23 protein-coding genes are annotated in these 20,101 nt (G+C 41.2%); 16 read left to right on the top strand and 7 right to left on the bottom strand.

Features of this window, described 5'->3' with window-relative positions:
• Positions 1-53 precede the first annotated feature (53 nt).
• Complete coding sequence (locus tag PSPO_RS15615) at positions 54-1,001, top strand: glycosyltransferase family 2 protein (protein ID WP_010558226.1); 948 nt, start codon at positions 54-56, stop codon at positions 999-1,001.
• Between the two features lie 34 nt (positions 1,002-1,035).
• Positions 1,036-1,461: a response regulator gene (locus PSPO_RS15610; protein ID WP_010558227.1), complete on the top strand. Its 426-nt coding sequence runs from the start codon at positions 1,036-1,038 to the stop codon at positions 1,459-1,461.
• Between the two features lie 30 nt (positions 1,462-1,491).
• Here the strand turns inward: PSPO_RS15610 and PSPO_RS15605 are convergent, their stop codons facing one another.
• Entirely contained in the window at positions 1,492-2,106 is a 615-nt protein-coding gene (locus PSPO_RS15605) for a flavin reductase family protein (protein ID WP_010558228.1), read from the bottom strand.
• A 398-nt stretch (positions 2,107-2,504) separates the two neighbouring features.
• Between PSPO_RS15605 and PSPO_RS15600 the strand changes: the two genes are divergently transcribed.
• Positions 2,505-2,894 (top strand): hypothetical protein, encoded by a 390-nt coding sequence (locus PSPO_RS15600; RefSeq protein ID WP_010558229.1) that lies wholly within the window; start codon positions 2,505-2,507, stop codon positions 2,892-2,894.
• Between the two features lie 62 nt (positions 2,895-2,956).
• Here the strand turns inward: PSPO_RS15600 and PSPO_RS15595 are convergent, their stop codons facing one another.
• Positions 2,957-3,205: a hypothetical protein gene (locus PSPO_RS15595; protein ID WP_010558230.1), complete on the bottom strand. Its 249-nt coding sequence runs from the start codon at positions 3,203-3,205 to the stop codon at positions 2,957-2,959.
• Between the two features lie 303 nt (positions 3,206-3,508).
• Positions 3,509-3,661, bottom strand: coding sequence for a hypothetical protein (locus PSPO_RS21700; RefSeq protein ID WP_158523456.1), 153 nt, complete (start codon positions 3,659-3,661; stop codon positions 3,509-3,511).
• A gap of 91 nt (positions 3,662-3,752) precedes the next feature.
• Between PSPO_RS21700 and PSPO_RS15590 the strand changes: the two genes are divergently transcribed.
• Positions 3,753-3,998, top strand: a complete 246-nt coding sequence (locus PSPO_RS15590; RefSeq protein WP_010558231.1) for a TIGR03643 family protein — start codon at positions 3,753-3,755, stop codon at positions 3,996-3,998.
• A 1-nt stretch (position 3,999) separates the two neighbouring features.
• Here PSPO_RS15590 and PSPO_RS15585 read toward each other — a convergent pair whose 3' ends face one another.
• The 3 genes from PSPO_RS15585 to PSPO_RS15575 form a co-directional block, all read right to left on the bottom strand.
• Complete coding sequence (locus PSPO_RS15585) at positions 4,000-4,458, bottom strand: GNAT family N-acetyltransferase (protein ID WP_010558232.1); 459 nt, start codon at positions 4,456-4,458, stop codon at positions 4,000-4,002.
• A complete protein-coding gene (locus tag PSPO_RS15580; RefSeq protein WP_010558233.1) occupies positions 4,458-5,978 on the bottom strand; it encodes a tryptophan halogenase family protein in 1,521 nt (506 codons plus the stop codon). Before PSPO_RS15580 ends, PSPO_RS15585 begins: the two co-directional genes overlap by 1 nt.
• A 147-nt stretch (positions 5,979-6,125) precedes the next feature.
• Positions 6,126-6,932: a class I SAM-dependent methyltransferase gene (locus PSPO_RS15575; protein ID WP_010558234.1), complete on the bottom strand. Its 807-nt coding sequence runs from the start codon at positions 6,930-6,932 to the stop codon at positions 6,126-6,128.
• 227 nt (positions 6,933-7,159) lie between these two features.
• On the opposite strand from PSPO_RS15575, the gene PSPO_RS15570 reads away from it, so the two are divergent.
• Positions 7,160-8,905, top strand: coding sequence for an MFS transporter (locus PSPO_RS15570; protein WP_010558235.1), 1,746 nt, complete (start codon positions 7,160-7,162; stop codon positions 8,903-8,905).
• Here PSPO_RS15570 and PSPO_RS15565 read toward each other — a convergent pair.
• Entirely contained in the window at positions 8,902-9,417 is a 516-nt protein-coding gene (locus tag PSPO_RS15565; protein ID WP_040642118.1) for a M23 family metallopeptidase, read from the bottom strand. The two genes, PSPO_RS15570 and PSPO_RS15565, sit on opposite strands and share 4 nt — an antisense overlap.
• Before the next feature lie 300 nt (positions 9,418-9,717).
• Between PSPO_RS15565 and PSPO_RS15560 the strand changes: the two genes are divergently transcribed.
• The 11 genes from PSPO_RS15560 to PSPO_RS21975 all read left to right on the top strand — a co-directional run bounded on the left by PSPO_RS15560 (position 9,718) and on the right by PSPO_RS21975 (position 20,021).
• Positions 9,718-10,068, top strand: a complete 351-nt coding sequence (locus tag PSPO_RS15560; RefSeq protein WP_010558237.1) for a hypothetical protein — start codon at positions 9,718-9,720, stop codon at positions 10,066-10,068.
• A 220-nt stretch (positions 10,069-10,288) separates the two neighbouring features.
• Complete coding sequence (locus PSPO_RS15555; RefSeq protein ID WP_010558238.1) at positions 10,289-10,771, top strand: hypothetical protein; 483 nt, start codon at positions 10,289-10,291, stop codon at positions 10,769-10,771.
• A 156-nt stretch (positions 10,772-10,927) separates the two neighbouring features.
• The gene (locus PSPO_RS15550; protein WP_010558239.1) at positions 10,928-11,314 is read left to right on the top strand and encodes a BlaI/MecI/CopY family transcriptional regulator; all 387 of its coding nucleotides are present in this window, start codon (positions 10,928-10,930) and stop codon (positions 11,312-11,314) included.
• A gap of 3 nt (positions 11,315-11,317) precedes the next feature.
• The gene (locus tag PSPO_RS15545) at positions 11,318-12,280 is read left to right on the top strand and encodes a M56 family metallopeptidase (RefSeq protein WP_010558240.1); all 963 of its coding nucleotides are present in this window, start codon (positions 11,318-11,320) and stop codon (positions 12,278-12,280) included.
• 83 nt (positions 12,281-12,363) lie between these two features.
• Positions 12,364-13,641 (top strand): TolC family protein, encoded by a 1,278-nt coding sequence (locus PSPO_RS15540; protein ID WP_010558241.1) that lies wholly within the window; start codon positions 12,364-12,366, stop codon positions 13,639-13,641.
• A 7-nt stretch (positions 13,642-13,648) separates the two neighbouring features.
• Positions 13,649-14,893, top strand: coding sequence for an efflux RND transporter periplasmic adaptor subunit (locus tag PSPO_RS15535; protein ID WP_010558242.1), 1,245 nt, complete (start codon positions 13,649-13,651; stop codon positions 14,891-14,893).
• Positions 14,894-14,909: 16 nt separating this feature from the next.
• Complete coding sequence (locus tag PSPO_RS15530; protein ID WP_010558243.1) at positions 14,910-18,020, top strand: efflux RND transporter permease subunit; 3,111 nt, start codon at positions 14,910-14,912, stop codon at positions 18,018-18,020.
• Between the two features lie 189 nt (positions 18,021-18,209).
• Positions 18,210-18,881 carry a hypothetical protein gene (locus PSPO_RS15525; protein ID WP_148665274.1) on the top strand — a complete coding sequence of 224 codons (672 nt, stop codon included), beginning with the start codon at positions 18,210-18,212 and terminating at the stop codon, positions 18,879-18,881.
• A 223-nt stretch (positions 18,882-19,104) separates the two neighbouring features.
• On the top strand, positions 19,105-19,245 hold the full coding sequence (locus PSPO_RS21695; protein ID WP_158523455.1) for a hypothetical protein: 141 nt from the start codon (positions 19,105-19,107) through the stop codon (positions 19,243-19,245).
• 25 nt (positions 19,246-19,270) lie between these two features.
• Complete coding sequence (locus PSPO_RS21980) at positions 19,271-19,405, top strand: hypothetical protein (RefSeq protein WP_267884436.1); 135 nt, start codon at positions 19,271-19,273, stop codon at positions 19,403-19,405.
• A 487-nt stretch (positions 19,406-19,892) separates the two neighbouring features.
• Complete coding sequence (locus tag PSPO_RS21975; protein WP_267890941.1) at positions 19,893-20,021, top strand: hypothetical protein; 129 nt, start codon at positions 19,893-19,895, stop codon at positions 20,019-20,021.
• The last annotated feature ends 80 nt before the right edge of the window (positions 20,022-20,101 follow it).

The following is a 20,101-nucleotide window of genomic DNA, read 5'->3' as shown; positions in this document are numbered from 1 at the left end:
GTTTAGCGCGGCACACACTTTGCGTAAGTACTCCAGACTATGGAGGATTTGTTATGTGTAAAGAAGTGTCGATTATCATGCCTAACTACAACTGTTTAGACTATTTACCAAAAGCCATAGACAGTGTATTACAACAGCAAGATGTGCGATTTGAACTGATTGTGGTGGATGACGGTTCGACTGATGGTTCGCTTGAATGGTTAAAAGCAGCTGAGCAAAAATACAATCAGTTACGCGTTTTAACCCAGCCTAATCAGGGTGTTATCGCTGCACGTAATCGGGCAATTAAAAAAGCGAATGGTCAATTTATCGCGTTTTTAGACGCAGACGATTACTGGTCCCCCAACAAGCTGCGCAAGCAAGTAGACTATATGCTAGCAAATCCCAACTGCGGGCTAACTTTCACCAACTATCAACACGTTGATACTCAATACCAAGAAATCATTGATTGTTATTCGTATTGGCCTGAATTTGCAGCCCATCGTACTCAAAACAACGGTGATTATCAGCCTTTGCACGATGCCCTTGGATTGCTCTTAATTGCCAACGTAATTGGTACATCATGTGTCATGGTTAATAAAGACATTATCGAACGTGCAGGCGGGTTTGACCCGAGTCTTCGTAGCGCCAGTGATTGGGATTGTTGGCTTCGTATCGCACTGATTAGCGAGGTTGGATTTAGTGAAGACATCACGATGGATTACCTGATGCGACCCAACTCAATAACCGCCAATAAACAAAATCGTATTGATGCAATGGCCGAAATCACCGAACGCATCTGCACATTAGGAAATGTCAGCCAAACCGTTCGCCGTAAAGCCAATGCCCGCTTACTGGAGTCTTACGGTGAAATGCATCGAGAGAATGGCGATTTAACCACTGCGATTTCATTTTCGTATAAGGCGTTTAAACAGTATCCAAATAAGCGCCATTTAAAACATCTGTGTTCTGATCTAAAACGGTTGGCGGTTTTACGCGTGAATGCATTGTGCCAAGTATAAAAAATGTTTTATTCTTAATAAGAAGGAGTGACGTATGGCCCATATTTTACTGGTAGACGATGAACCAGAAGTAACCAATGCAATTGCGCGTTTACTGCGTAAAGACTACACCATCACAAAATGTAGCGAGCCAGAAAACGCACTTGAAATTGTAAAGCAAAATGACATTGATTTAGTGCTGTCTGATATTCGTATGCCAGTGATTGATGGCGTAGAGCTACTGTCACAAGTAAAAGCATATGATCCTGATATAGGCCGTGTGCTGCTCTCGGGGTATTCGGATATGGAGCTTTGCCAACGCGCGATAACCGATGATATCGCATCAATTATTTTGGCAAAACCATGGGATAACTTTGAGCTAAAAAACGTACTGCGCTTAGTACTGAACGCACGTCAGTTACAAAAAGAAAATACCGAGCTTAGGCAAAAACTCAATCAACTTAGCCTAACATCACAGTGAGCGGACGTACGCTCACTGTAAACGTTCATGTTATTCTGGGCGCTCAATGCCAAATGCTGATGTAATGCCTGAGTATTCGCCGCCCCCTAAACGCGCCAATGGATTTACCTTATCGGCGTCAACTTTAATGCGCTTCTTATGATCAAGCGATACAACTTCATCGCCTAAAAATAGGGTTTTAATTTCAACAAACACTAACGTTTGAGGCACTTCGCCCATTTCTTTAATTTTATAAAGCTCGCAACCATAAGCAATATTGCAACCTGCCACGCGCGGCATAGAAAAGCCTTCAAATTCACATAGCGCAATATCATTAATTGCGACTTCTGACTGTCCATGATCTAAAGTTGCTGCGGTTTGCGTTACCAAATTAGCATCATCTACTGACGCAATATGGATCACACACTGCCCCGTTTCGATAATGTTTTTAACGGTATCTTTTACTTCACCTGTCGGCTTTTTGCCAACTGAAAACATCATTAAAGGTGGGTTACTCGATACTGCCGTAAAATAAGAAAATGGCGCTAAATTAAAATTAGCTTCGCCCGAATCAGTCATAACCCATGCAATTGGACGCGGAATAATGGTTTGCGTCATTAAGTGGTAAATTTGCACTGGTGAAAAGTCAGAAAAATTAAGATTCATAACAAGGCTTTAAATTAGGTTAAGTAATCTTGGATGGTGCCATAAATAATAGAGCGACAAAAGAGTAAGTAGCAATTACGCTTAGCCATTGACGCTTTGGCGCTAATTTAGGCCCCATTCGTTCAATTATCCGTGACTGGCTCAATACAAAAGCGCGAATAGCTGCTTTATTTTCGCTTCTATCGTAATGTATATAAACAGTCTCGCCACAGCGAGCAGACATCACCGTTCAATTTGTTTACATTTCAATACAATATAGCTCCAATAAGCAATACGCCAACTGATTGTACCAATTTACTTAACAAGAAAATTAGACAATAATTACGCTGATTAAACTATAACTTTGCGTTTAAACGCATAAATTTAGATTATTTACTCATCTCATAAAAGGAATAGCAATGAGAGTTAAAAGTTTAGTACTTGGCGCATTATCGCTACTATCAGTGTCAGCTAATGCAGCAAATGACGTATACGGTACGGTAAGTGAGTTAATCACCCGTTCTGGTGATAATGGTGATACATCACTTTATTTTCGCTTAAACGTAATCAGCGAGAATTCATCATTTGAAAGCTGTGTAGTGGATGGCAACACCCTTACTTGGGCGTTAGATTTGTCATCGCCTGTTGCCACATTCCAATATGACATCATTAAAAAGTCATTTGTCGATCAGTTACCTGTAAGGATAATTGGCTATGACAATGTATGTGATAATGGCAATACCGATTCAGACAAGATTTTTGAGTTAAGCCCTTGGTCTTGGCATACTCAAACAGAAGAAAAAGAGTAAAATTAAAGTTGAATCGTTAAAAGCCAAACGCATGTTTGGCTTTTTTATCATAGTAAAGCGTATTAATGCGTTTTCTTCACTCCGTAACGCACCATATCTTTGCCATTTTCATACACATCTTGCGATACCCAACGACCTAGTAATAATTGATGCTTATCATCTAACACCGCAATAAATGGGCGACCATCACTGTTATTTGTAGCAAGTGCCACACCTTCAACATTTTTAAGGCCTAAACCACCATTTTCAACTAACAATAAAAACGCTTCTAGCTCGTCTAATGTATTAATAAGTTCGTTATCTTTAATCATATTTGCTGCTCTAGAATATCAATGAGCGTAGGGTAACAGGTTTGTGCATCGGGTGAAATTACATAACTGCTCACAAGTAACATTTGAACAATTAATATGCACAACACCACAAATACGTTACATCTATTTATCACAATAAAAACGTAAGCAATTAAGCTTAAGCACGTTGCTTTCGCATTTACCGGTTGAGATAGGTAAACGGTTCATTTTCATATGCGTTATGCAGCAGCTTTTGCAACGCTTGCGACTGTGAAAATTGCATATTGGCAATTTTGTTAACTCTCACTGCGGGTGTCCAAGAGTTCATAACGAAAGCCCCGTATAATTACGCAAGGTGTGCAATGAAATAGTCATGGTTTTTTGCGGTATATTGAGCGCCATTAGTTGCCTTTGAATAATGCCCATCATAGTGCCTTTGCTTGAGCTGCTGAAGTACTTTTCCTTTAATCTCATCATAAAACGACTTTACAACGAATTGCCTTAACAACTGATCAAAAACGCTTTTGTCTGCGTACTCAGAATATTCATTTTATTAATTTACACACCAATGACTGAATCTGATCAATCACGCATTATCGAAATGGCCTGGGAGGATAGAACCCCATTTGAAGCCATCGAAACACTCTATGGGTTATCTGAGAAAAACGTAATTCGTTTAATGAGGCAGACGTTAAAACCAGCCAGCTTTCGACTATGGCGAGCGCGTGTAACTGGCCGCAACACTAAGCATTTAAAGCTGCGAAACCCGAGCATTTCACGTGGATATTGCAAAACCCAGTACAAACATCGCTAAGTTAGCAAGTTTTAACCATGTATTCGCAGTTTTCTAACGGTATACGCGTTGGGTACTGCGCTTTAATGAAACCCGATTTTTGATAGGCCGCAACTGCAGGTAAATTATCCGACAAAACAAACAATGAAGCGCTATTTAACTGAAGTTGAGCTTTCCCTTTTTGAATCAAACTATTAATTAAACGCTCTGCGATGCCTTTACCACGAAACGCTGGGTTTACCACCAAGCGCGCAAGGTGAATTCGATCTAGGCGATTATAAAATTGTCCAAACGCAACAAACTCACCTTGTTCGCAAAGCAAGCAAAATGAAGCTAGCTTCTCTGTGTTTAAATCTTGAAAGAAAGTGTCTTCTGTAAAAGGGTAACGGAATCCTGGACCAGACCACTTCGAAAGGCTAACTTCATCTTTAAACCAACTCGTAAGTGGTTCTATGTGGTTTTTTGTAAACGGTACTAACATTATCGATTTTTCACATCATTATTTGCTTTACAATGTTTATCAATAAATGCCTGATGACTCAAACAATTATTCGCGGCCATAGCAATTTGCGCTTTCATTTGTGCCAAGTTTTCAGCAATAGCGCTTGAGTTAAAGTGGTCCAAACGTACATCGTAACGTGAAGGAGTAACGTTAAAGCCATAGAACATTGAAAGCCAACTTGCTTGTTGGAAAGACTCGTTATCATACATCACCACATGACCGCGATTTTTATACATGGCAATTTTGTGCTCAAGTGTTTTTGGAATGGGCATCTCTTGGCAATAGCGCCAAAAAGCGGTGTCGGTGCGCTGCGTTAATTTGTAATGCACTAGTAAAAAATCAACAATGCGATCTAACTCATCATTATGCAAACGGTTAACTTCATCAATATCAGCTTGATTAAAAGACATATCTGGGAAGAAAGTCATCAGCTTAGCAAGCGCTGTTTGAATTAACGAAATGCCAAGTGACTCTAACGGCTCTAAAAAGCCAGCAGCTAAACCAAGGGCAAAACAGTTTTTATGCCAACTTACTTTGCGCCTGCCAAGTGGGAACTTAAAGGTTTTTACATCCGTAATTGTGCGCCCTTTTACACTATCGAGCAGGCTTTGTTTCGCTTCTTCATCTGTCGTGAATTTACTTGAATAAATATAGCCATTGCCCATTCGGTGCTGCAGCGGAATACACCATTGCCATCCTGCTTCTTTTGCAATTGCGCGGGTATAAGGTGTAGGTTCACCCACCAGTTCTGTTTGCACTGCGACAGCGCTGTCACATGGTAGCAAATGACTCAAATCATCAAGGCCAATACCCATTGCCCCTTCAATTAATACACCTTTAAAACCAGAGCAATCAATAAATAAATCGCCCTCGATATACGTGCCATTATCAAGGGTGAGTGCTTGGATAAACCCGTTATCAGCGTTGAGTTTAACTTCGCTCACATTGGCTAAAATATGGTTTACACCGCGTTTTGAACAAAACTCCGTTAAAAACTTCGCATATAACACAGCATCAATGTGATAGGCGTAAGAATATTGTGCTAGTGGGTTGTTTTGATTGGGGTTTGGCTGTGCAAATCCGCCCTTTTTAGCAAGCTGAATTGGGAAGCTATAATCTTCAATATCAAGCTGTTTGCCTTCAGCATTGAGCTTGTTGATATATTGGTGAAAATCTAAGTTTTCGATGGGTGCGCCATAGGCAGCAAAGGGATGGAAAAAACGCTCGCCTTTTTGCGACCATTCTTCAAATTCAATACCAAGCTTAAATGTCGCTTGTGTGGCTTTAATTAATTCAGCATCGTTAATGCCTAAATTGCGGTTAAAATCGACAAAATTAGGAATGGTTGCTTCGCCTACTCCAACCGTATTAATGTTGGGTGATTCGATTAGCGTAAGCGACATGTCTTTGTCTTGAATGTAGCGCGATAAACTCGCCGCTGCCATCCACCCCGTTGTGCCCCCACCAACAATAACGATTTTTTTAACTGCTTGTGCCACGTTTCGTCTTCTTATGCTTATTTTTATTGTTTTCAATATAAACTAAACGGGCTTGAAAAACTAAGCCAATAGTGGCCAATTTTCAAGCCCTAAATGCGTGATTTGTATTAGGTCCCAATCCGTTTTAAAGGTTTAGGCCTTATTCAATTAACGCTTTTTGAAAAGTAATGTCATGCGGTTAGATTCACCAACTGACTGGTACTGATCTTTATTTTCCTTTGCATTAAGTGAAGGCGGCAGTGCCCATACACCTGCTTCAACATTATCGATAATAATGCGGTCTTTCGCATTGTTGTGGAAATACGCCTCAGCTTCTAAGTCAAATCCAGCGGCTTTTGCCACTGCAATTACATGTGATTTTGGCAAGTAACCTTTTTTCGCTGTTGCTACTGGGTCAAAGCCTTCAGGTGCTTGATGCTGTACAACGCCTAATTTGCCACCTTGTTTAAGCATCTGATTAAACTGACTAAATGCAGCCGCTAACTGATTCCCATTTTGTAAACCGTGCAAGCCTCTAAAGGTTAAAACTACATCTGCATTTTTTGTTTTCTCATCGATTGATGCATTTGGATCAAAATCAGCGATAACAACATTGCCGTAAACTTTTTTGTTATCGCTTAATTTTTTCTCAAAGTTTTCGCGTGAGCGTTTACGGTATTTTGAACTTGTTGTAATTGGGTAATGCGCTGCTACAAGCTGCCCCTCTGCTGCAAGCATTGGCGCAAGTACTTCAGTGTACCAGCCGCCACCTGGCATAATCTCAACCACTTTTGAATTAGCTTTTACACCAAAAAATTCAAGCGTTTGGTATGGCTTACGAAATGTATCGCGTGCTTGGTTTGTTTCACTACGGTGGCTATTATCAATACCTGCAGGTGCACTGGCAACGGTAGAGAAAGAGAAAACGGCGGCAGCAATAAGTGAAAGAGGTAGTAATGTGTTTTTATAATTCATTTTAAGTTACTCAATTAATAAACAATGTTTCTGTTATACAGATTTTTTACATAAACCGCTCACTTTTGCGAAATATATTTCATTTTATTAATGAGTTAGCAAATATTTAATTTAAATTTACCTAACTAAAAATCCCATATTCAACACAGAAAATCGCATCATTGTTGCTAAAAAAACCACCTCTGATATATTGCATACAATATTCAAAAGCAAAAAGAAAAATTGTTATGACAACACGCAAGCCTGTGCGCAGTCCATTTGGCAGCAGCTTTTACATTGCCAATATTATGGAGATATTTGAACGATTAGCGTGGTACGGTTTTTTTACCGTATCGTCCCTCTATATGACTAGCCCAGTGCTACAAGGCGGTATGGGGTTTAGTGATGAACAACGCGGGTTTTTACAAGGGCTTGTACCATTTTGCATCTACTTGCTGCCAGCATTAACCGGAGCATTAGGCGATCGCTACGGCTACAAAAAAATGCTATTACTTGCCTTTGCCATGATGACTCCGTGTTATTACTTGCTAGGTCAAGTATCAAGCTATAGCGCGTTTTTCCTAGCCTTTATGGGTGTTGCTATTGGTGCTGGCATTTTCAAACCATTGATCACCGGCACGGTGACTCATGCAACCAACGATAGCAATCGCAGTTTAGGCTTTGGCGTTTTTTACATGATGGTCAATGTGGGTGGCTTTTTAGGGCCAGTTATTGCCGGTATTATGCGAGACACAAGCTGGGATATGGTGTTTATTATGGCCGCAGTGTGGATTGCCATTAACTTTATTCCTGTCACCCTCTTTTATAAAGATCCAACTGCTGAAATTCGCAAAAACACGCCAGCCAAACCACTTAAAGATATTATGATCGAGATGCGTGAAGTTCTGGGCAATGGTCGTTTTGCGTTACTTGTTTTTCCAATCCTTATTGCGTTTATGTTACCCGGTACAAAATTAATTTCCGAGTCACTCGCTTACGGGTTTATTGCAGGTTGGCTAGGTTTAAACTTAGTGTGGCACATATTAGCGCCAAAAGCTGGAACACATTGGTATAGCAGCAAAATAAAAATGGGTAATAAACCTTTTTTGTTACTTATTTTGATTTTGAGCGGGTTTTGGCTGGTTTATATGCAAATTTTTATTACCCTTCCGCTTTTTATTCGCGACTACGTTGATAGCAGTGATCTTGTGATGCTAGCGAATTCAATTCATGCGGGGTTTGGCGAAGCCGCTTCGTTTGTTAATGTGCCCCAGCTAACAACTGCAATCACTGCGCTTGCAAGCCAATTTGATTACAGCCAAGCAAACAGCTTTCATAAAGCCTATCTTGAATTAACTAACTACAATGTGCGCATTCCAAAAGAGGTATTACAAGCGCATTTACCAAGCTTAAGTACATTGTCTCAAGCTGAAATCGGCACACTCGCAACCCAGTGGGCAAGTGATTATCGCCAGTTTAAACCTGAATACATTGCAGCGGTAAACTTTGGCTCTATTGTACTATTACAAGTATTGGTATCAGCACTGAGCGCACGCTTTAAAACCTTTTATGCAATTATTGCGGGTGCTTTAATGATTGCCAGCAGTTATTTATTACTAGCAAATTCAGAGGCTGGGGTAATAGTAAGCGGCGCGCTTGCGGTAGCTGCTTTACTCATCTTTTCGCTCGGTGAAATGATGGCATCGCCAAAACAACAAGAGTATGTAGCCTCAGTAATGCCAAAAGATAAAGCAGCGATGTATCAAGGCTATCTTTACACGGCATCTGCCATTGGCTTTTTGTTTGCAGGTAAGCTCTCTGGTTGGGGTTACAACAAATGGGCTGTTGAAGCCAATGAACCCGCGAACTTTTGGCTCTTATGCGCCGCAATTGCCTTTGTAACCGCGCTAGCTCTTTGGCTATTTAATAGTTTTGCCGCAGAAAAATTAGAGCAATCACAGCATAGTTCAAAGCTTGTTAATAATTTAGCTTAGTGATGTGTGAATAATTCGGCAGGGTTTAAGTAAAACATTTTCTTATAACCCTGCGTTTCTGTGGTAAACCGCCACGGGTAAGGTATTAATGTAACGACCGAATAGTGGATATGTGCAGGCTTACCTTTGGCATTTCCCGAATCGCCCAAAGTACCAATAACCTCTCCCTTCGCAACTAACTGACCTGTTTTACTTTGGTTTTGCTCTAAATGCGCATAATAATGAACTCGCCATTTAGGCCCTAAAATCAAAGCAACCTTACCGCCTCTAGGCAAAGTGCCAGAATAAATCACAATTCCTGCCGTAGACGCTATTACGGGCGCTCCTTTTTTGGCGAAAATATCGATACCTTTGTGCACACCTGAGCTGCCCCAAGGCTCATACCAAAAGGTTTTTGCATGCCAATCATTGTGTGTTGCACCTTGAACCGGGATTATTTGAGATACGGGCATAAATAGAATGCCAAAAAACAATCCGGCTAGTATCAATACGCTTACTTTCGTTTTCGTCATAACTCATCTAGCGCGTGTTGACCTTTGCGCTCTCGTTTTTCTCCTGGCTTTAATAAGAAGCTTACTAGGTTGTGATAGCGGTTTTACTGCTTATACCAATCAGAACACAAAACGTAACCATAAGTTCATTAAAATGAATACCTTAAATAAGAACAATTGCATAAAATAACACTATTAAGGTGAATTAATTTTAAGCGCTTAAAAAACTGTTCGCTTTTCAACCAAAAAAGCGGTAACGTAATGCGCTAAATTTATCGTCACCGATTTAAATTCAATAAAAACAATATCAAGGGAATGATTATGAAGTTTATTGTACTTCTAGGCCTATGTTTAGGCGGAATGTATTTTTATAGCAATGCAAGCTCACAACATATCGCCAACTACCAAGACCTTTTGGCAAAAGCTGAAACCAGCGATGTTCGCTTAGGTGAAGTCAAGCTCGGTTCTAACTTACTCGCATTACAATTTTGCAACGATGAGTCATATCAAACATCAGGCGGAAAAAGCGTAAAAGAATGCTTAAAAACATACGCGAATATGCGTGGCATGTGTGAACAGCGTATTTTCAAAAACGATAATGAAATTATCGAATCCAAAGACAAGGTCGTTAAAATCGCAAAACGCTACACAGCCTGTGTCGGTATTGACTAGCGTATAAAAACAAACAAGATAAAAATAACGAAATGTTGTCAATTTAGGGCAAATAGGTAACTTAATTTGCTGTCCTCAAATCAACAGATTATACACGCTCCTGTGAGCTCTAAATTACTGCTCAGTGCTGGCATAATTGCGTTAGCAGCTGCCGCTTGGCATTTGCTCTGTATTATACCAATTCACTTAAATAGCTGATCATTCTAGCGGGTTAAATATCATGCTAACTGCGTTTGAATTTATCAATGTAGAACAACTACATAAGAAAAATTCCGCCTTGTTATCATTTCATTTATCCCGCGCTACCTCTGATCACATACTTAACAGAATTGGTATGGGCGGTCCGAGCTGGTATCTGTTTGCGCGTGCGCCTGAATTTATAATCGCATCATCAAAACAACACACCCTGCTTGCACCTATTGCAACTACACTAGTTGCATTGTTAATGAGTGCATGCGCGATATTTGCATTCTCAGCAATGGGCATTATTCGTAGAGTTCCTTTTTTAAAATCTGCGTTAGTTGTTATTGCTATAATATGCATACTGCGTGGTTTACTCGGTTTTACAATAGTCATTAACGCAACACAAATCGACCTTTGGCAACTCGTCGCCAGTAGCGTTTGGCTCTATGTAGGTTGCTGTTTTGCAATAGGCTTTGTTTCGCTGCATCGTAATCAATCTTCAACTCACCAAAGCGTATAAAACTTAATAAACTCGCTTCAATTAAAAAGCCTGACGGCATTTTAGTTAGACTTATTGCTGCCCGCTTTTTAGCGGTTTAATAAAACCTATTGCAAATCGGTTTTATTAAACCTATTATACCGACTGTTAATCGGTTTTTAGTTTAAGGTGATCACAATGAAACTCGGCGATTTAGAAAAGTTGCTTTTACACTACCTTTGGCAACACGGTTGCTCTGACGTAAAAACCGTTTTTGCTCACTTTGAAAATACCCGTGGTGGCAGTTTAAACACCTACCAAAGCACTCTTGAACGCCTCTACAAAAAAGGTTTGTTATCGCGTCATAAAGAGGGGCATGCATTTCATTATAAAGCCCGCGTTGAGCGTCACGAGTTAATAGGCCAACTAATAAAATCAGTCACCACAGATTTTGTTGGAGAAGACGATGGTAGCAGCCTAATTGCCGCATTTAGTTCGATGTCATCAGAGTTCAACGTAGAACAACTGGACAAATTAGAATCGCTGATCGAACAGCAAAAATTAAAACTTAAGCAACAAGGCTAAGTTATGAGCGCAGAACCCTTCACTTTATTGTTAAATGTATTAGCCATTGCCGTTGTGTGCTTTGTGCTACATAACATTGCGGTGTCTGCGTTTGTCACTTTATTAAGTACGCGATTTTTAAAGTTACAGGTTAAATCTCGCAAAATCACCTTGTGGTTTTTAGCGACCTTACCTTGGTTTAGCGCCTTTTCGACCGCCGCCTATTTTGTTTACGCAGCCAATGGCTTGTCACCGTTTGAAAGTGCCTCAAGTATTAGTCATTGGCATCATATCGATAGCTTTTCATGGCTCAGTTGGCACGGCGCAGTGACCGCGTGCGCACTTGGTTTTTTAGCATATGTAATTAGCTCAAGGTTGCTAAAGCTGCGTGCCCATCAGCACGAAATTAAAAGCTTAATGGCGCTTTCTCGTAAGCTTGATAACAACTCGTTCGAAATCGATTCAAATGATGCCGCAGCATTTACTGCAGGTTTTATTAGCCCTAAGTGCTTTGTTACTAAAGGCATGCGCGAGCAAATTAGCGAGACTGAATACCATATAGTTATGCAACACGAACTTGCCCATGTAAATAAGCGTGACCCATTTAAAAAGTGGTTATTTGCTCTGCTGGCGGCGTTTTATATACCTAACATTAAACAGCGTTTAGTCCTGCATATGACCTTAGCAATGGAGCAAGATGCAGACAACGCCGTGATTTCAAACACTACGTCATCGCTTGATATTGCGGGCACCCTTGTAAAAGTAGCAAGGCTAAATGCCACTGGCAGTACCCTTAAAAACACTGATATGGTGGCAAATTTTGGCGCAGATGTGCTAGAGCAACGAGTGTATTTCTTACTTGGGCAATTATCGCTAAAACCAGTTAATCACTTGCTTATGATGCTGCTCGCAATTGCCGCATTTTTCCTATGCTTGACCTCAGTCGATAGCATCCACCACTTTATCGAAACCTTTACGAGTCACTAATATCATGGACTTTAAAGGTATTTCTGCAAATTCAAAAAACCGATTAACAATCGGTATAAAGCCTAAATTTTAGGAGTGAGCGTATGCTTATAAAATTTGTCACAACAAGAAAACCGATTAACAGTCGGTTATTGATAGGGTTAAACCTTGTCGTCGCGAGTCTATTACTCGCACCAAAGGGTGCTAGCGCAGGCGAAGTCGTGAGCTTAAAAACCGCCATCAGTAAGACCATACAAAACCATCCTGATTTAACGCCGCTAATTTATTTGCAACAAGCAAATCAAAGGCTTATTCAACAGGCTGGGGTTGCAGGCCCAGTTATCCTTGATTTAAGCGTTGAAGACGCACTTGGCACTGGCGATTATCAGGGCTTTTCCAATAGCCAAACAAGGTTGAGTATTGCGTGGTTGCTCGATGGTGAGCAAGTGGATGCACGAGTGAACCTTGCCAAACAACAAGGGCTGATTTATGCCGTTGAAAAAGAGGCAAAAGCACTTGATTTAGCAGCTGAAACTGCCAATTTGTTTATTACCTTATTAGCGCAGCAAGCCCAGTTAAAATTGGCAACTCTGGCGGAAAAACAAGCCCAAAAAGCCCTGTCAGAGATTACCAAACGGGTCGAAGCAGGCCGCGTAAACAGTATTGATAAATACCGTGCAAAAGCCGATTTAGCAAAGCAAACATTAGTAGTTGAAGATCTTTACTTTGAAATTGAAGCAACAAAATCACAGTTGGCAGCCCAGTGGCAAGGCACTACTGAATTTGATGTAACAGGCGATTTAACCCAATTACCTAATGCCCTTTCACTGGAAGATGCCAAAGTACAATTAAAAAACACGCCGCGTTTTTCACTCTTTGCATCAAAACAGCGTGTAATCTCATCAGAAATTGCACTATCACAAGCTGAGAGCAAACCCGCTTGGCAAATCAATACGGGCATTACGCGCGACCAAGCGCTTAATGACTTTTCACTAAGTGCTGGCGTTTCAATTCCGTTAGGGGGTGCGTCTCGTAGCGAAGGGAAAATTGCATCGCTTAACGCCAGTAAACAGCAGCAAGCAGCCGAGGCAAAAGCCTGGCTTGCGCGCGCCCAAACACAAGCGTTACTACTTAACCACAAGCTAACCCACAATACCCACATTGCCAATGCCCTTTTAAAAGAATCACTTCCCGCCCTCGAAACCGCAAGTAAACAAGCCGAGCTTGCCTACCAGCAGGGGCGCTACCGATACACCGATTGGTACGCAGTAAAACAAGAGTTATTACAAGCCCGATTGGAGCTGATACAAGCCTATACCAATATTCAACGATTCAATGTTGAACTTGAGCGCTTAACCGGCGCTAGCCTAACAATTAAGTGAGATTGCGATGAAATTATCAAATCTATTAAATGCATTTTTAGTGAGCCTATTACTCATTGTGCCAAATTTTGATGCGCTTGCCGGAAGCGACCACAACCACCAGCAAGATGATAGCGAGCACAACGATGCAGCTACAGGGCCAAACGGTGGACGACTTTTCAAAACAGGTGATTTCTCTTTGGAACTGCAACTCGTTGAACAAGGAACAGCACCCGAATACCGCGTATTTGTGAAAGATCACGAAAAAACAGTAGCGCCCGAAAATTTAGACGTTACCGTTACCCTTAGCCGATTAGGTGGCAAAAAAGACACCATTTCATTTAAACCAAATGGCGCCTTTTTAAAGGGTACGTCACCGATTAACGAACCTCACTCATTTAGCGTTGAAATAAGCGCCACTTATCAAGGTGAAGTCTATGAATGGCATTTTGATAATTTTGAAGGACGCACTCAAATTGCCGCCCCCATTGCTGAGCAACTAGGCATTAACACCAATATCGTGCAAGCAAAAACCCTGACAAAAACTTTGCCGGTGTATGGCAAACTCGCCCTGCCAGCAGGCGCAAAGCGCCAAATAAGCGCGCGTTTTGATGGTGAAATTACCAAACTCAATGCGCTTTTGGGTATGCAGGTGAAAAAAGGTCAGCACATAATGACCATTCAAAGTAACGACAGCTTACAAAGCTACCGTGTCATTTCCCCAATAAATGGCATTGTAACTAAACAAAATGTGGGGCTAGGTGAGCAAACGGCTGGGCGCAGCTTAATAGAAATTACCGATATGACTGAGCTTGTTGCAGAGCTACAGGTTTTTCCAAACGACGCAGCAAAAATCAGCCAAGGCGCAGCAGTAAGCGTTAATGTAAATGGCTTAAATACGCCAATAAATACCACCATTAAAGACAGCCTTTTTTCAGTTGCTGGCAATCAAGCAAAAACCTATCGCGCCTTCATTCCCAACCCCAATAACCAACTGCAAGTAGGACAATTTGTTAGCGCCGACATCACCCTTGAAAGCTTTACGGTACCGATGGCAATAGAGAAAAAAGCACTGCATGCATTTCGTGATTTTAATGTGGTATTTGCCAAATTTGGCGACCAATTTGAGGTTCGCATGTTAACCCTTGGTCGCAGCAGCGGTGAGTGGGTTGAAGTGTTAAGTGGCATTGATGTTGGCAACGAATACGCCACCGACAACAGTTATATCTTAAAAGCCGACATTGAAAAGTCAGGCGCGTCACACGACCACTAAAAGTGAGTAATTACTTATGCTAGAGTCCATTTTAAAATTCGCGATTGAGCGAAGTAAGTTAGTACTTGCCATGGTAATGTTAGTTGCAGCATTAGGTGCTTGGCAGTTTACTAAACTGCCCATCGATGCCGTGCCCGACATTACCAATGTGCAGGTCGTTATCAATACCGAAGTACCCGGTTACACCCCGCTGGAAGTAGAGCAACGCGTAACTTACGTGCTTGAAACCGCATTGGCTGGCGTGCCCAACTTAAGTTACACACGTTCTATTTCACGTTATGGTTTATCGCAAGTGGTTGCCATATTCAGTGATGACACCGATATCTATTTTGCCCGCCAATTAGTAAATGAGCGTTTGGTTTCGGCAAAATCTGAGTTGCCCTTTGGTGTAGAGCCAGAGCTTGGCCCTATTTCGACTGGGCTGGGTGAAATTTTTATGTTTACGGTTGATGCCTTGCCAGGAGCAACTAACCCCGATGGCAGCCCAATCACCGCAACCGATTTACGCACCGTGCACGACTGGATCATTCGTCCGCAACTTGTGCAAGTAGAAGGCGTTGTTGAAGTAAACCCCATTGGCGGCTTTGAGCGCGAAATTCAAATCGCCATAAAACCTGAAAAACTGTTGGCATTTGGTCTGTCGCAACAGGATGTAATTGATGCTATTGGCAGCCATAACCAAAACCGTGGAGCGGGTTTTATTGAACGTGATGGTTCGCAGTGGCTAGTGCGCATTCCAGGTCAATTAAGCGATTTAGCCCAGCTTGAAAATGTACCCGTAACGAATTTGCAAGGTGCGGTGATCCGCATTAAAGATGTTGCCGATGTGATTGAAGGTAAAGAGCTACGCTCAGGTGCAGCGACACAAAATGGCCATGAAGTGGTGCTCAGTACCGTCTTTATGTTAATTGGTGAAAACAGTCAAAAAGTGGCAAAAGAGTTAGGCGAACGCTTAACAGATATAAGTAAAAGTTTACCGCAAGGGGTGGTGATTAACCCTGCGTACGATCGCACAAAACTGGTGAATAAAACCCTCGATACCGTTAAAACCAATTTGCTTGAAGGTGCACTGCTGGTCATTGTGATTTTGTTTTTATTACTCGGTAACTTTAGAGCAGCACTTATCACTGCGATGGTGATCCCATTTGCCATGTTAATGACCATTACAGGCATGGTACAAAGTAAAGTAAGTGCTAACTTAATGAGTTTAGGCGCGCTCGATTTTGGCCTACTGGTTGATGGTGCAATTATTATCGTAGAAAACTGTATGCGCCGCTTAAGCCAAGCTCATAATGATCAAAACACAGCGCAACCCTTGCCATTAAACGAGCGTTTGGCCTTGGTATTTGATGCCACCCGTGAAGTGATCCGCCCTGCCCTGTTTGGTGTTTTTATAATAACCGCAGTGTATTTGCCGATTTTTGCCCTAACTGGCGTGGAAGGCAAAATGTTCCATCCGATGGCAATGACAGTGGTAATTGCCCTAGTGAGTGCCATGGTTTTATCAATTACGTTTGTGCCTGCATGTATTGCTCTGTTATTTAAAAAGCCAGTACAAGAAAAAGAAAATATCGTAATGAAGGCAAGCACTGCACTTTATCAGCCAATCTTAACCTTTGTGCTAAAAATGCGCTGGTTAGTTGTTGGTGTAGCAATTGCGCTAATAGCATTTGCTGGCGTTATGAGTACCAAACTCGGCAGTGAATTTGTGCCTAATTTAGATGAAGGTGATATTGCTATGCATGCCATGCGCATACCGGGCACTTCACTTACTCAGTCGATTAAAATGCAAGAACTGTTAGAGCAAAAAATTGCTGAAAAAGCCGAAGTGTTAAGTGTATTTTCAAAAATTGGTACACCAGATGTGGCCACTGACCCTATGCCGCCAAGCGTTGCGGATGTGTTTATTATGCTAAAACCGCGTGCTGAATGGCCAAACCCAGCCAAGCCAAAAACCCAACTGGTAGCTGAGCTTAAGCAACTAGTTCAAACCATTCCAGGTAATCGTTATGAGTTTTTGCAACCGATTCAAATGCGCTTTAATGAACTGCTCTCAGGGGTACGTTCAGAGCTTGCGATTAAGGTTTTTGGCGATGACTTTGATACCCTTGCGATTGTTGGCCTGCGCATTGAAAGTGCAATTGAAAGCGTTGCTGGTATTCGTGATGTGCAAGTTGAAAAAATTAAAGGCTTGCCCATTTTAACCATCAATCCAATTGATCACATGTTAGCGCGTTATGCTTTAACCAAGGCCGATTTACAACAGCAAATCGCCATTAGCATTGGCGGGGTGGATGTTGGTAAGTTTTATCAAGGCGATCGCCGTTTTGATATTGTGGTGCGTTTACCCGATGATAAACGCCGTGATATCGATAACCTAAAACACCTACCCATTACCTTAGCTAACGGCGATTATGTGCCGCTATCAGAAGTAGCGAGCATTGAAAAAGTTAACTCGGCAAATCAGGTAAACCGTGAAAATGGTAAACGCCGCATTGTGGTAACAGCCAATGTGCGTGGCCGCGATTTGGGCGGATTTGTTAAAGATGTGCAAATGGCGATTGAACAAAATGCAGATATTCCAGCAGGTTACTGGGTAGAGTACGGCGGTACTTACCAAAAACTGCAATCAGCAACTAAGCGTTTGACCTTAGTTGTACCGTTAACCTTGGCGATTATTGTGGCGCTGTTGTTAATCGCTCTTGGCTCATTTAAAGACTCAATGATTATCTTCAGCGGTGTACCACTGGCGCTTACGGGCGGTATTTTCGCGCTATTCCTTAGAGATATTCCATTTTCAATCTCGGCTGCTGTGGGCTTTATTGCCCTGTCTGGCATTGCGATTTTAAATGGCTTAGTAATGGTGTCGTTTATTCGTGAGTTAAGAGCAAATAAGCTTGGTTTAAATGACGCCATTATAACCGGAGCGCTAACGCGATTGCGCCCAGTACTTACCACCGCCCTTGTTGCCACGCTTGGCTTTATTCCAATGGCTCTTAACACTGGCATTGGTTCAGAAGTGCAAAGACCGCTTGCGACTGTGGTTATTGGCGGGGTGATTTCATCCACCTTGCTAACACTTTTTGTTTTGCCAGCGCTTTATCGCATATTGCATAACAAGGACTGACTATAAATATGCTATGCCCTCTATTGGGGGCATCTTTGCGCCTAGCCTATAAACGTAAGAATCTGTAATAAATTTAAATACTTTCTTACACAAGATTAACGTGTTTATTGTCATCTTCACGCTTTTTAAACTAGCACTATGTTATTATCGCGCTAGATTTTTTTGGGGTAGATTGAAAGTAGGCATATTATGATGAAAAATTCAGGGAAGGTGGCACTTATTGTAAGTGCGCTGTGTTTTGGGGCAATTGGCTGTAGTGATTCAATCACAGATGATTTAGACGATGCATTAACCCATGAAGCAGAGTTTTCGTTTATCAATGCAATGGATTACAGTATCGACTTTCATTTGCAAAAACGCACCATCACCGCAGGTTCAAGCGGCTTATTTGATAGTAAAAATCGCGTGGCTGGTAATGTTCAAGTTAATGGTTATTCAAGCGAATACGGCTATGACTTCCCAGCGGTAATGAACATGGTAAACATTGGTATGCGCTCAGCTATGAGCAGTCAAAATGAAGTAAAAATGCATACAACGCTAAGCGACGATGACGAACATTGGGTAATCGCTTGGCAAAATGGTGTTGAAAAACACATCACCTTACTTAAGAAAAAAGAACGTGATAACGCCAACACCTTCAACGTACGCATTTTCGCTAATGGTGTTTACCCCGTTACATTAAAAGGTAGCCAAGTGATGACCACTGAACGCGGCAAAGTATCTGACTTTTTAACTCTCGATAATTGCGCCCTTGATTTAACCATTAATGGCAGCGCAATCGATTTATGCACCGGCGACTTTGGTGAGTCTTACCTGCTGGTTGTAAATAGCGACGGCAAGCAAGTTTTAGTCGAAGAATAATTTTCAATAAATAAACACTGAAAAAACCGATGCACCCGCATCGGTTTTTGTTTATACAACCTGAAAAGCAACCTCTCACCAATAACACAATTCTTTTATCCCGAAATAGCGCCAAAAATCACCGCGATTGACCAAACATCACAAAGCAAAAGAATCCTCTCCTCAATTGCCTATTATTTAACTCAAGCAACACGCTTTACTCAAACTTAAAGGAAATTGAACAATGAATACATCAAACGCAATCGAGATTTTAATGGCTGCTGGTTTAACAACATTTGTAGTAGCTGGTCTTGTAACAGCTGGCATGACAACCGCAATTCTGGCCGGTGCAGCAATTGGCGGCACATACATGTTAACTAAATAACTTTAAAACGACTCGGAGATAAAAAATGAACAACGTATTTGATATTGTAATGACAGCAGCTTTAACCGCGTTTGTGGTAGTTGGTTTAGTAACCGCAGGTATGACAGCGGCGATTGTAACGGGTGTTGCTGTGGGTGGTAGTTACTTATTATTTAAGTAATGTAATCTAAGCCATAATAATTAAAGGATATTTGCCTATGACAAAAACCCAAATAATGTTCTATACCTTCAAAAAGCAAACAAAATAGCCTTTCTATACAATTACATAGAAAGGCTATTTTGTTTGCTTTTTCCTAACGTTAAAGCGCAAGCTGATAAGTGAAACCATGTGAGATGATTCACTGCGCGATTGTTTTATCATTGTTAATTTAAATACACGGATGCGATTTGGTAAGGTGTCACGTTAACTAAACTGTGACAATCTGTTTTTAAGCAAAAGAGTTGTCTCACTTCCATAAAGCAAAACTTAACCTTCATTCGCTTTAAAACCCGATACAAAAAGTTGAAAAAGCAGCATATGCTAGGTTACAAAATTCACAAAATCGTGTACAAAATATTGATGATTTTTAGAACGTGTTGATCTTTACACTCTAATAAATACTAAAACACCTAACACTACATTTTTAATTTAAATAGGGAATGTAACTATGAGCGATAAACTAGAAAAAACAGAAGAAAACAAAAAATCGACCTTAGTAAAAGCTACGTTAATAGGCTTTATTGTCGGTGTGGGGTTTATGCTAACAGCCGTGTTTGTAAACTTTGCGATGCGTTAATAAACAAAAAATATAAAAGCAGCCTAACGCCCCATAAATAACACATCACTGGCACTCACAACCTTCGTGGCTGACGAGTA

Source organism: Pseudoalteromonas spongiae UST010723-006 (assembly GCF_000238255.3).
Taxonomy (GTDB): Bacteria; Pseudomonadota; Gammaproteobacteria; order Enterobacterales; family Alteromonadaceae; genus Pseudoalteromonas; species Pseudoalteromonas spongiae.
This window is presented reverse-complemented; position numbering and strand designations above follow the sequence as displayed.

What these genes read in the sequence shown, in the direction of transcription:
- PSPO_RS15615 (WP_010558226.1), top strand. Translation starts at nt 54, where the DNA reads ATGTGTAAAGAAGTGTCGATTATCATGCCTAACTACAACTGTTTAGAC.
- PSPO_RS15610 (WP_010558227.1), top strand. Translation starts at nt 1,036, where the DNA reads ATGGCCCATATTTTACTGGTAGACGATGAACCAGAAGTAACCAATGCA.
- PSPO_RS15605 (WP_010558228.1), bottom strand. Translation starts at nt 2,106, where the DNA reads ATGAATCTTAATTTTTCTGACTTTTCACCAGTGCAAATTTACCACTTA.
- PSPO_RS15600 (WP_010558229.1), top strand. Translation starts at nt 2,505, where the DNA reads ATGAGAGTTAAAAGTTTAGTACTTGGCGCATTATCGCTACTATCAGTG.
- PSPO_RS15595 (WP_010558230.1), bottom strand. Translation starts at nt 3,205, where the DNA reads ATGATTAAAGATAACGAACTTATTAATACATTAGACGAGCTAGAAGCG.
- PSPO_RS21700 (WP_158523456.1), bottom strand. Translation starts at nt 3,661, where the DNA reads ATGATGAGATTAAAGGAAAAGTACTTCAGCAGCTCAAGCAAAGGCACT.
- PSPO_RS15590 (WP_010558231.1), top strand. Translation starts at nt 3,753, where the DNA reads ATGACTGAATCTGATCAATCACGCATTATCGAAATGGCCTGGGAGGAT.
- PSPO_RS15585 (WP_010558232.1), bottom strand. Translation starts at nt 4,458, where the DNA reads ATGTTAGTACCGTTTACAAAAAACCACATAGAACCACTTACGAGTTGG.
- PSPO_RS15575 (WP_010558234.1), bottom strand. Translation starts at nt 6,932, where the DNA reads ATGAATTATAAAAACACATTACTACCTCTTTCACTTATTGCTGCCGCC.
- PSPO_RS15570 (WP_010558235.1), top strand. Translation starts at nt 7,160, where the DNA reads ATGACAACACGCAAGCCTGTGCGCAGTCCATTTGGCAGCAGCTTTTAC.
- PSPO_RS15565 (WP_040642118.1), bottom strand. Translation starts at nt 9,417, where the DNA reads ATGACGAAAACGAAAGTAAGCGTATTGATACTAGCCGGATTGTTTTTT.
- PSPO_RS15560 (WP_010558237.1), top strand. Translation starts at nt 9,718, where the DNA reads ATGAAGTTTATTGTACTTCTAGGCCTATGTTTAGGCGGAATGTATTTT.
- PSPO_RS15555 (WP_010558238.1), top strand. Translation starts at nt 10,289, where the DNA reads ATGCTAACTGCGTTTGAATTTATCAATGTAGAACAACTACATAAGAAA.
- PSPO_RS15550 (WP_010558239.1), top strand. Translation starts at nt 10,928, where the DNA reads ATGAAACTCGGCGATTTAGAAAAGTTGCTTTTACACTACCTTTGGCAA.
- PSPO_RS15545 (WP_010558240.1), top strand. Translation starts at nt 11,318, where the DNA reads ATGAGCGCAGAACCCTTCACTTTATTGTTAAATGTATTAGCCATTGCC.
- PSPO_RS15540 (WP_010558241.1), top strand. Translation starts at nt 12,364, where the DNA reads ATGCTTATAAAATTTGTCACAACAAGAAAACCGATTAACAGTCGGTTA.
- PSPO_RS15535 (WP_010558242.1), top strand. Translation starts at nt 13,649, where the DNA reads ATGAAATTATCAAATCTATTAAATGCATTTTTAGTGAGCCTATTACTC.
- PSPO_RS15530 (WP_010558243.1), top strand. Translation starts at nt 14,910, where the DNA reads ATGCTAGAGTCCATTTTAAAATTCGCGATTGAGCGAAGTAAGTTAGTA.
- PSPO_RS15525 (WP_148665274.1), top strand. Translation starts at nt 18,210, where the DNA reads ATGATGAAAAATTCAGGGAAGGTGGCACTTATTGTAAGTGCGCTGTGT.
- PSPO_RS21695 (WP_158523455.1), top strand. Translation starts at nt 19,105, where the DNA reads ATGAATACATCAAACGCAATCGAGATTTTAATGGCTGCTGGTTTAACA.
- PSPO_RS21980 (WP_267884436.1), top strand. Translation starts at nt 19,271, where the DNA reads ATGAACAACGTATTTGATATTGTAATGACAGCAGCTTTAACCGCGTTT.
- PSPO_RS21975 (WP_267890941.1), top strand. Translation starts at nt 19,893, where the DNA reads ATGAGCGATAAACTAGAAAAAACAGAAGAAAACAAAAAATCGACCTTA.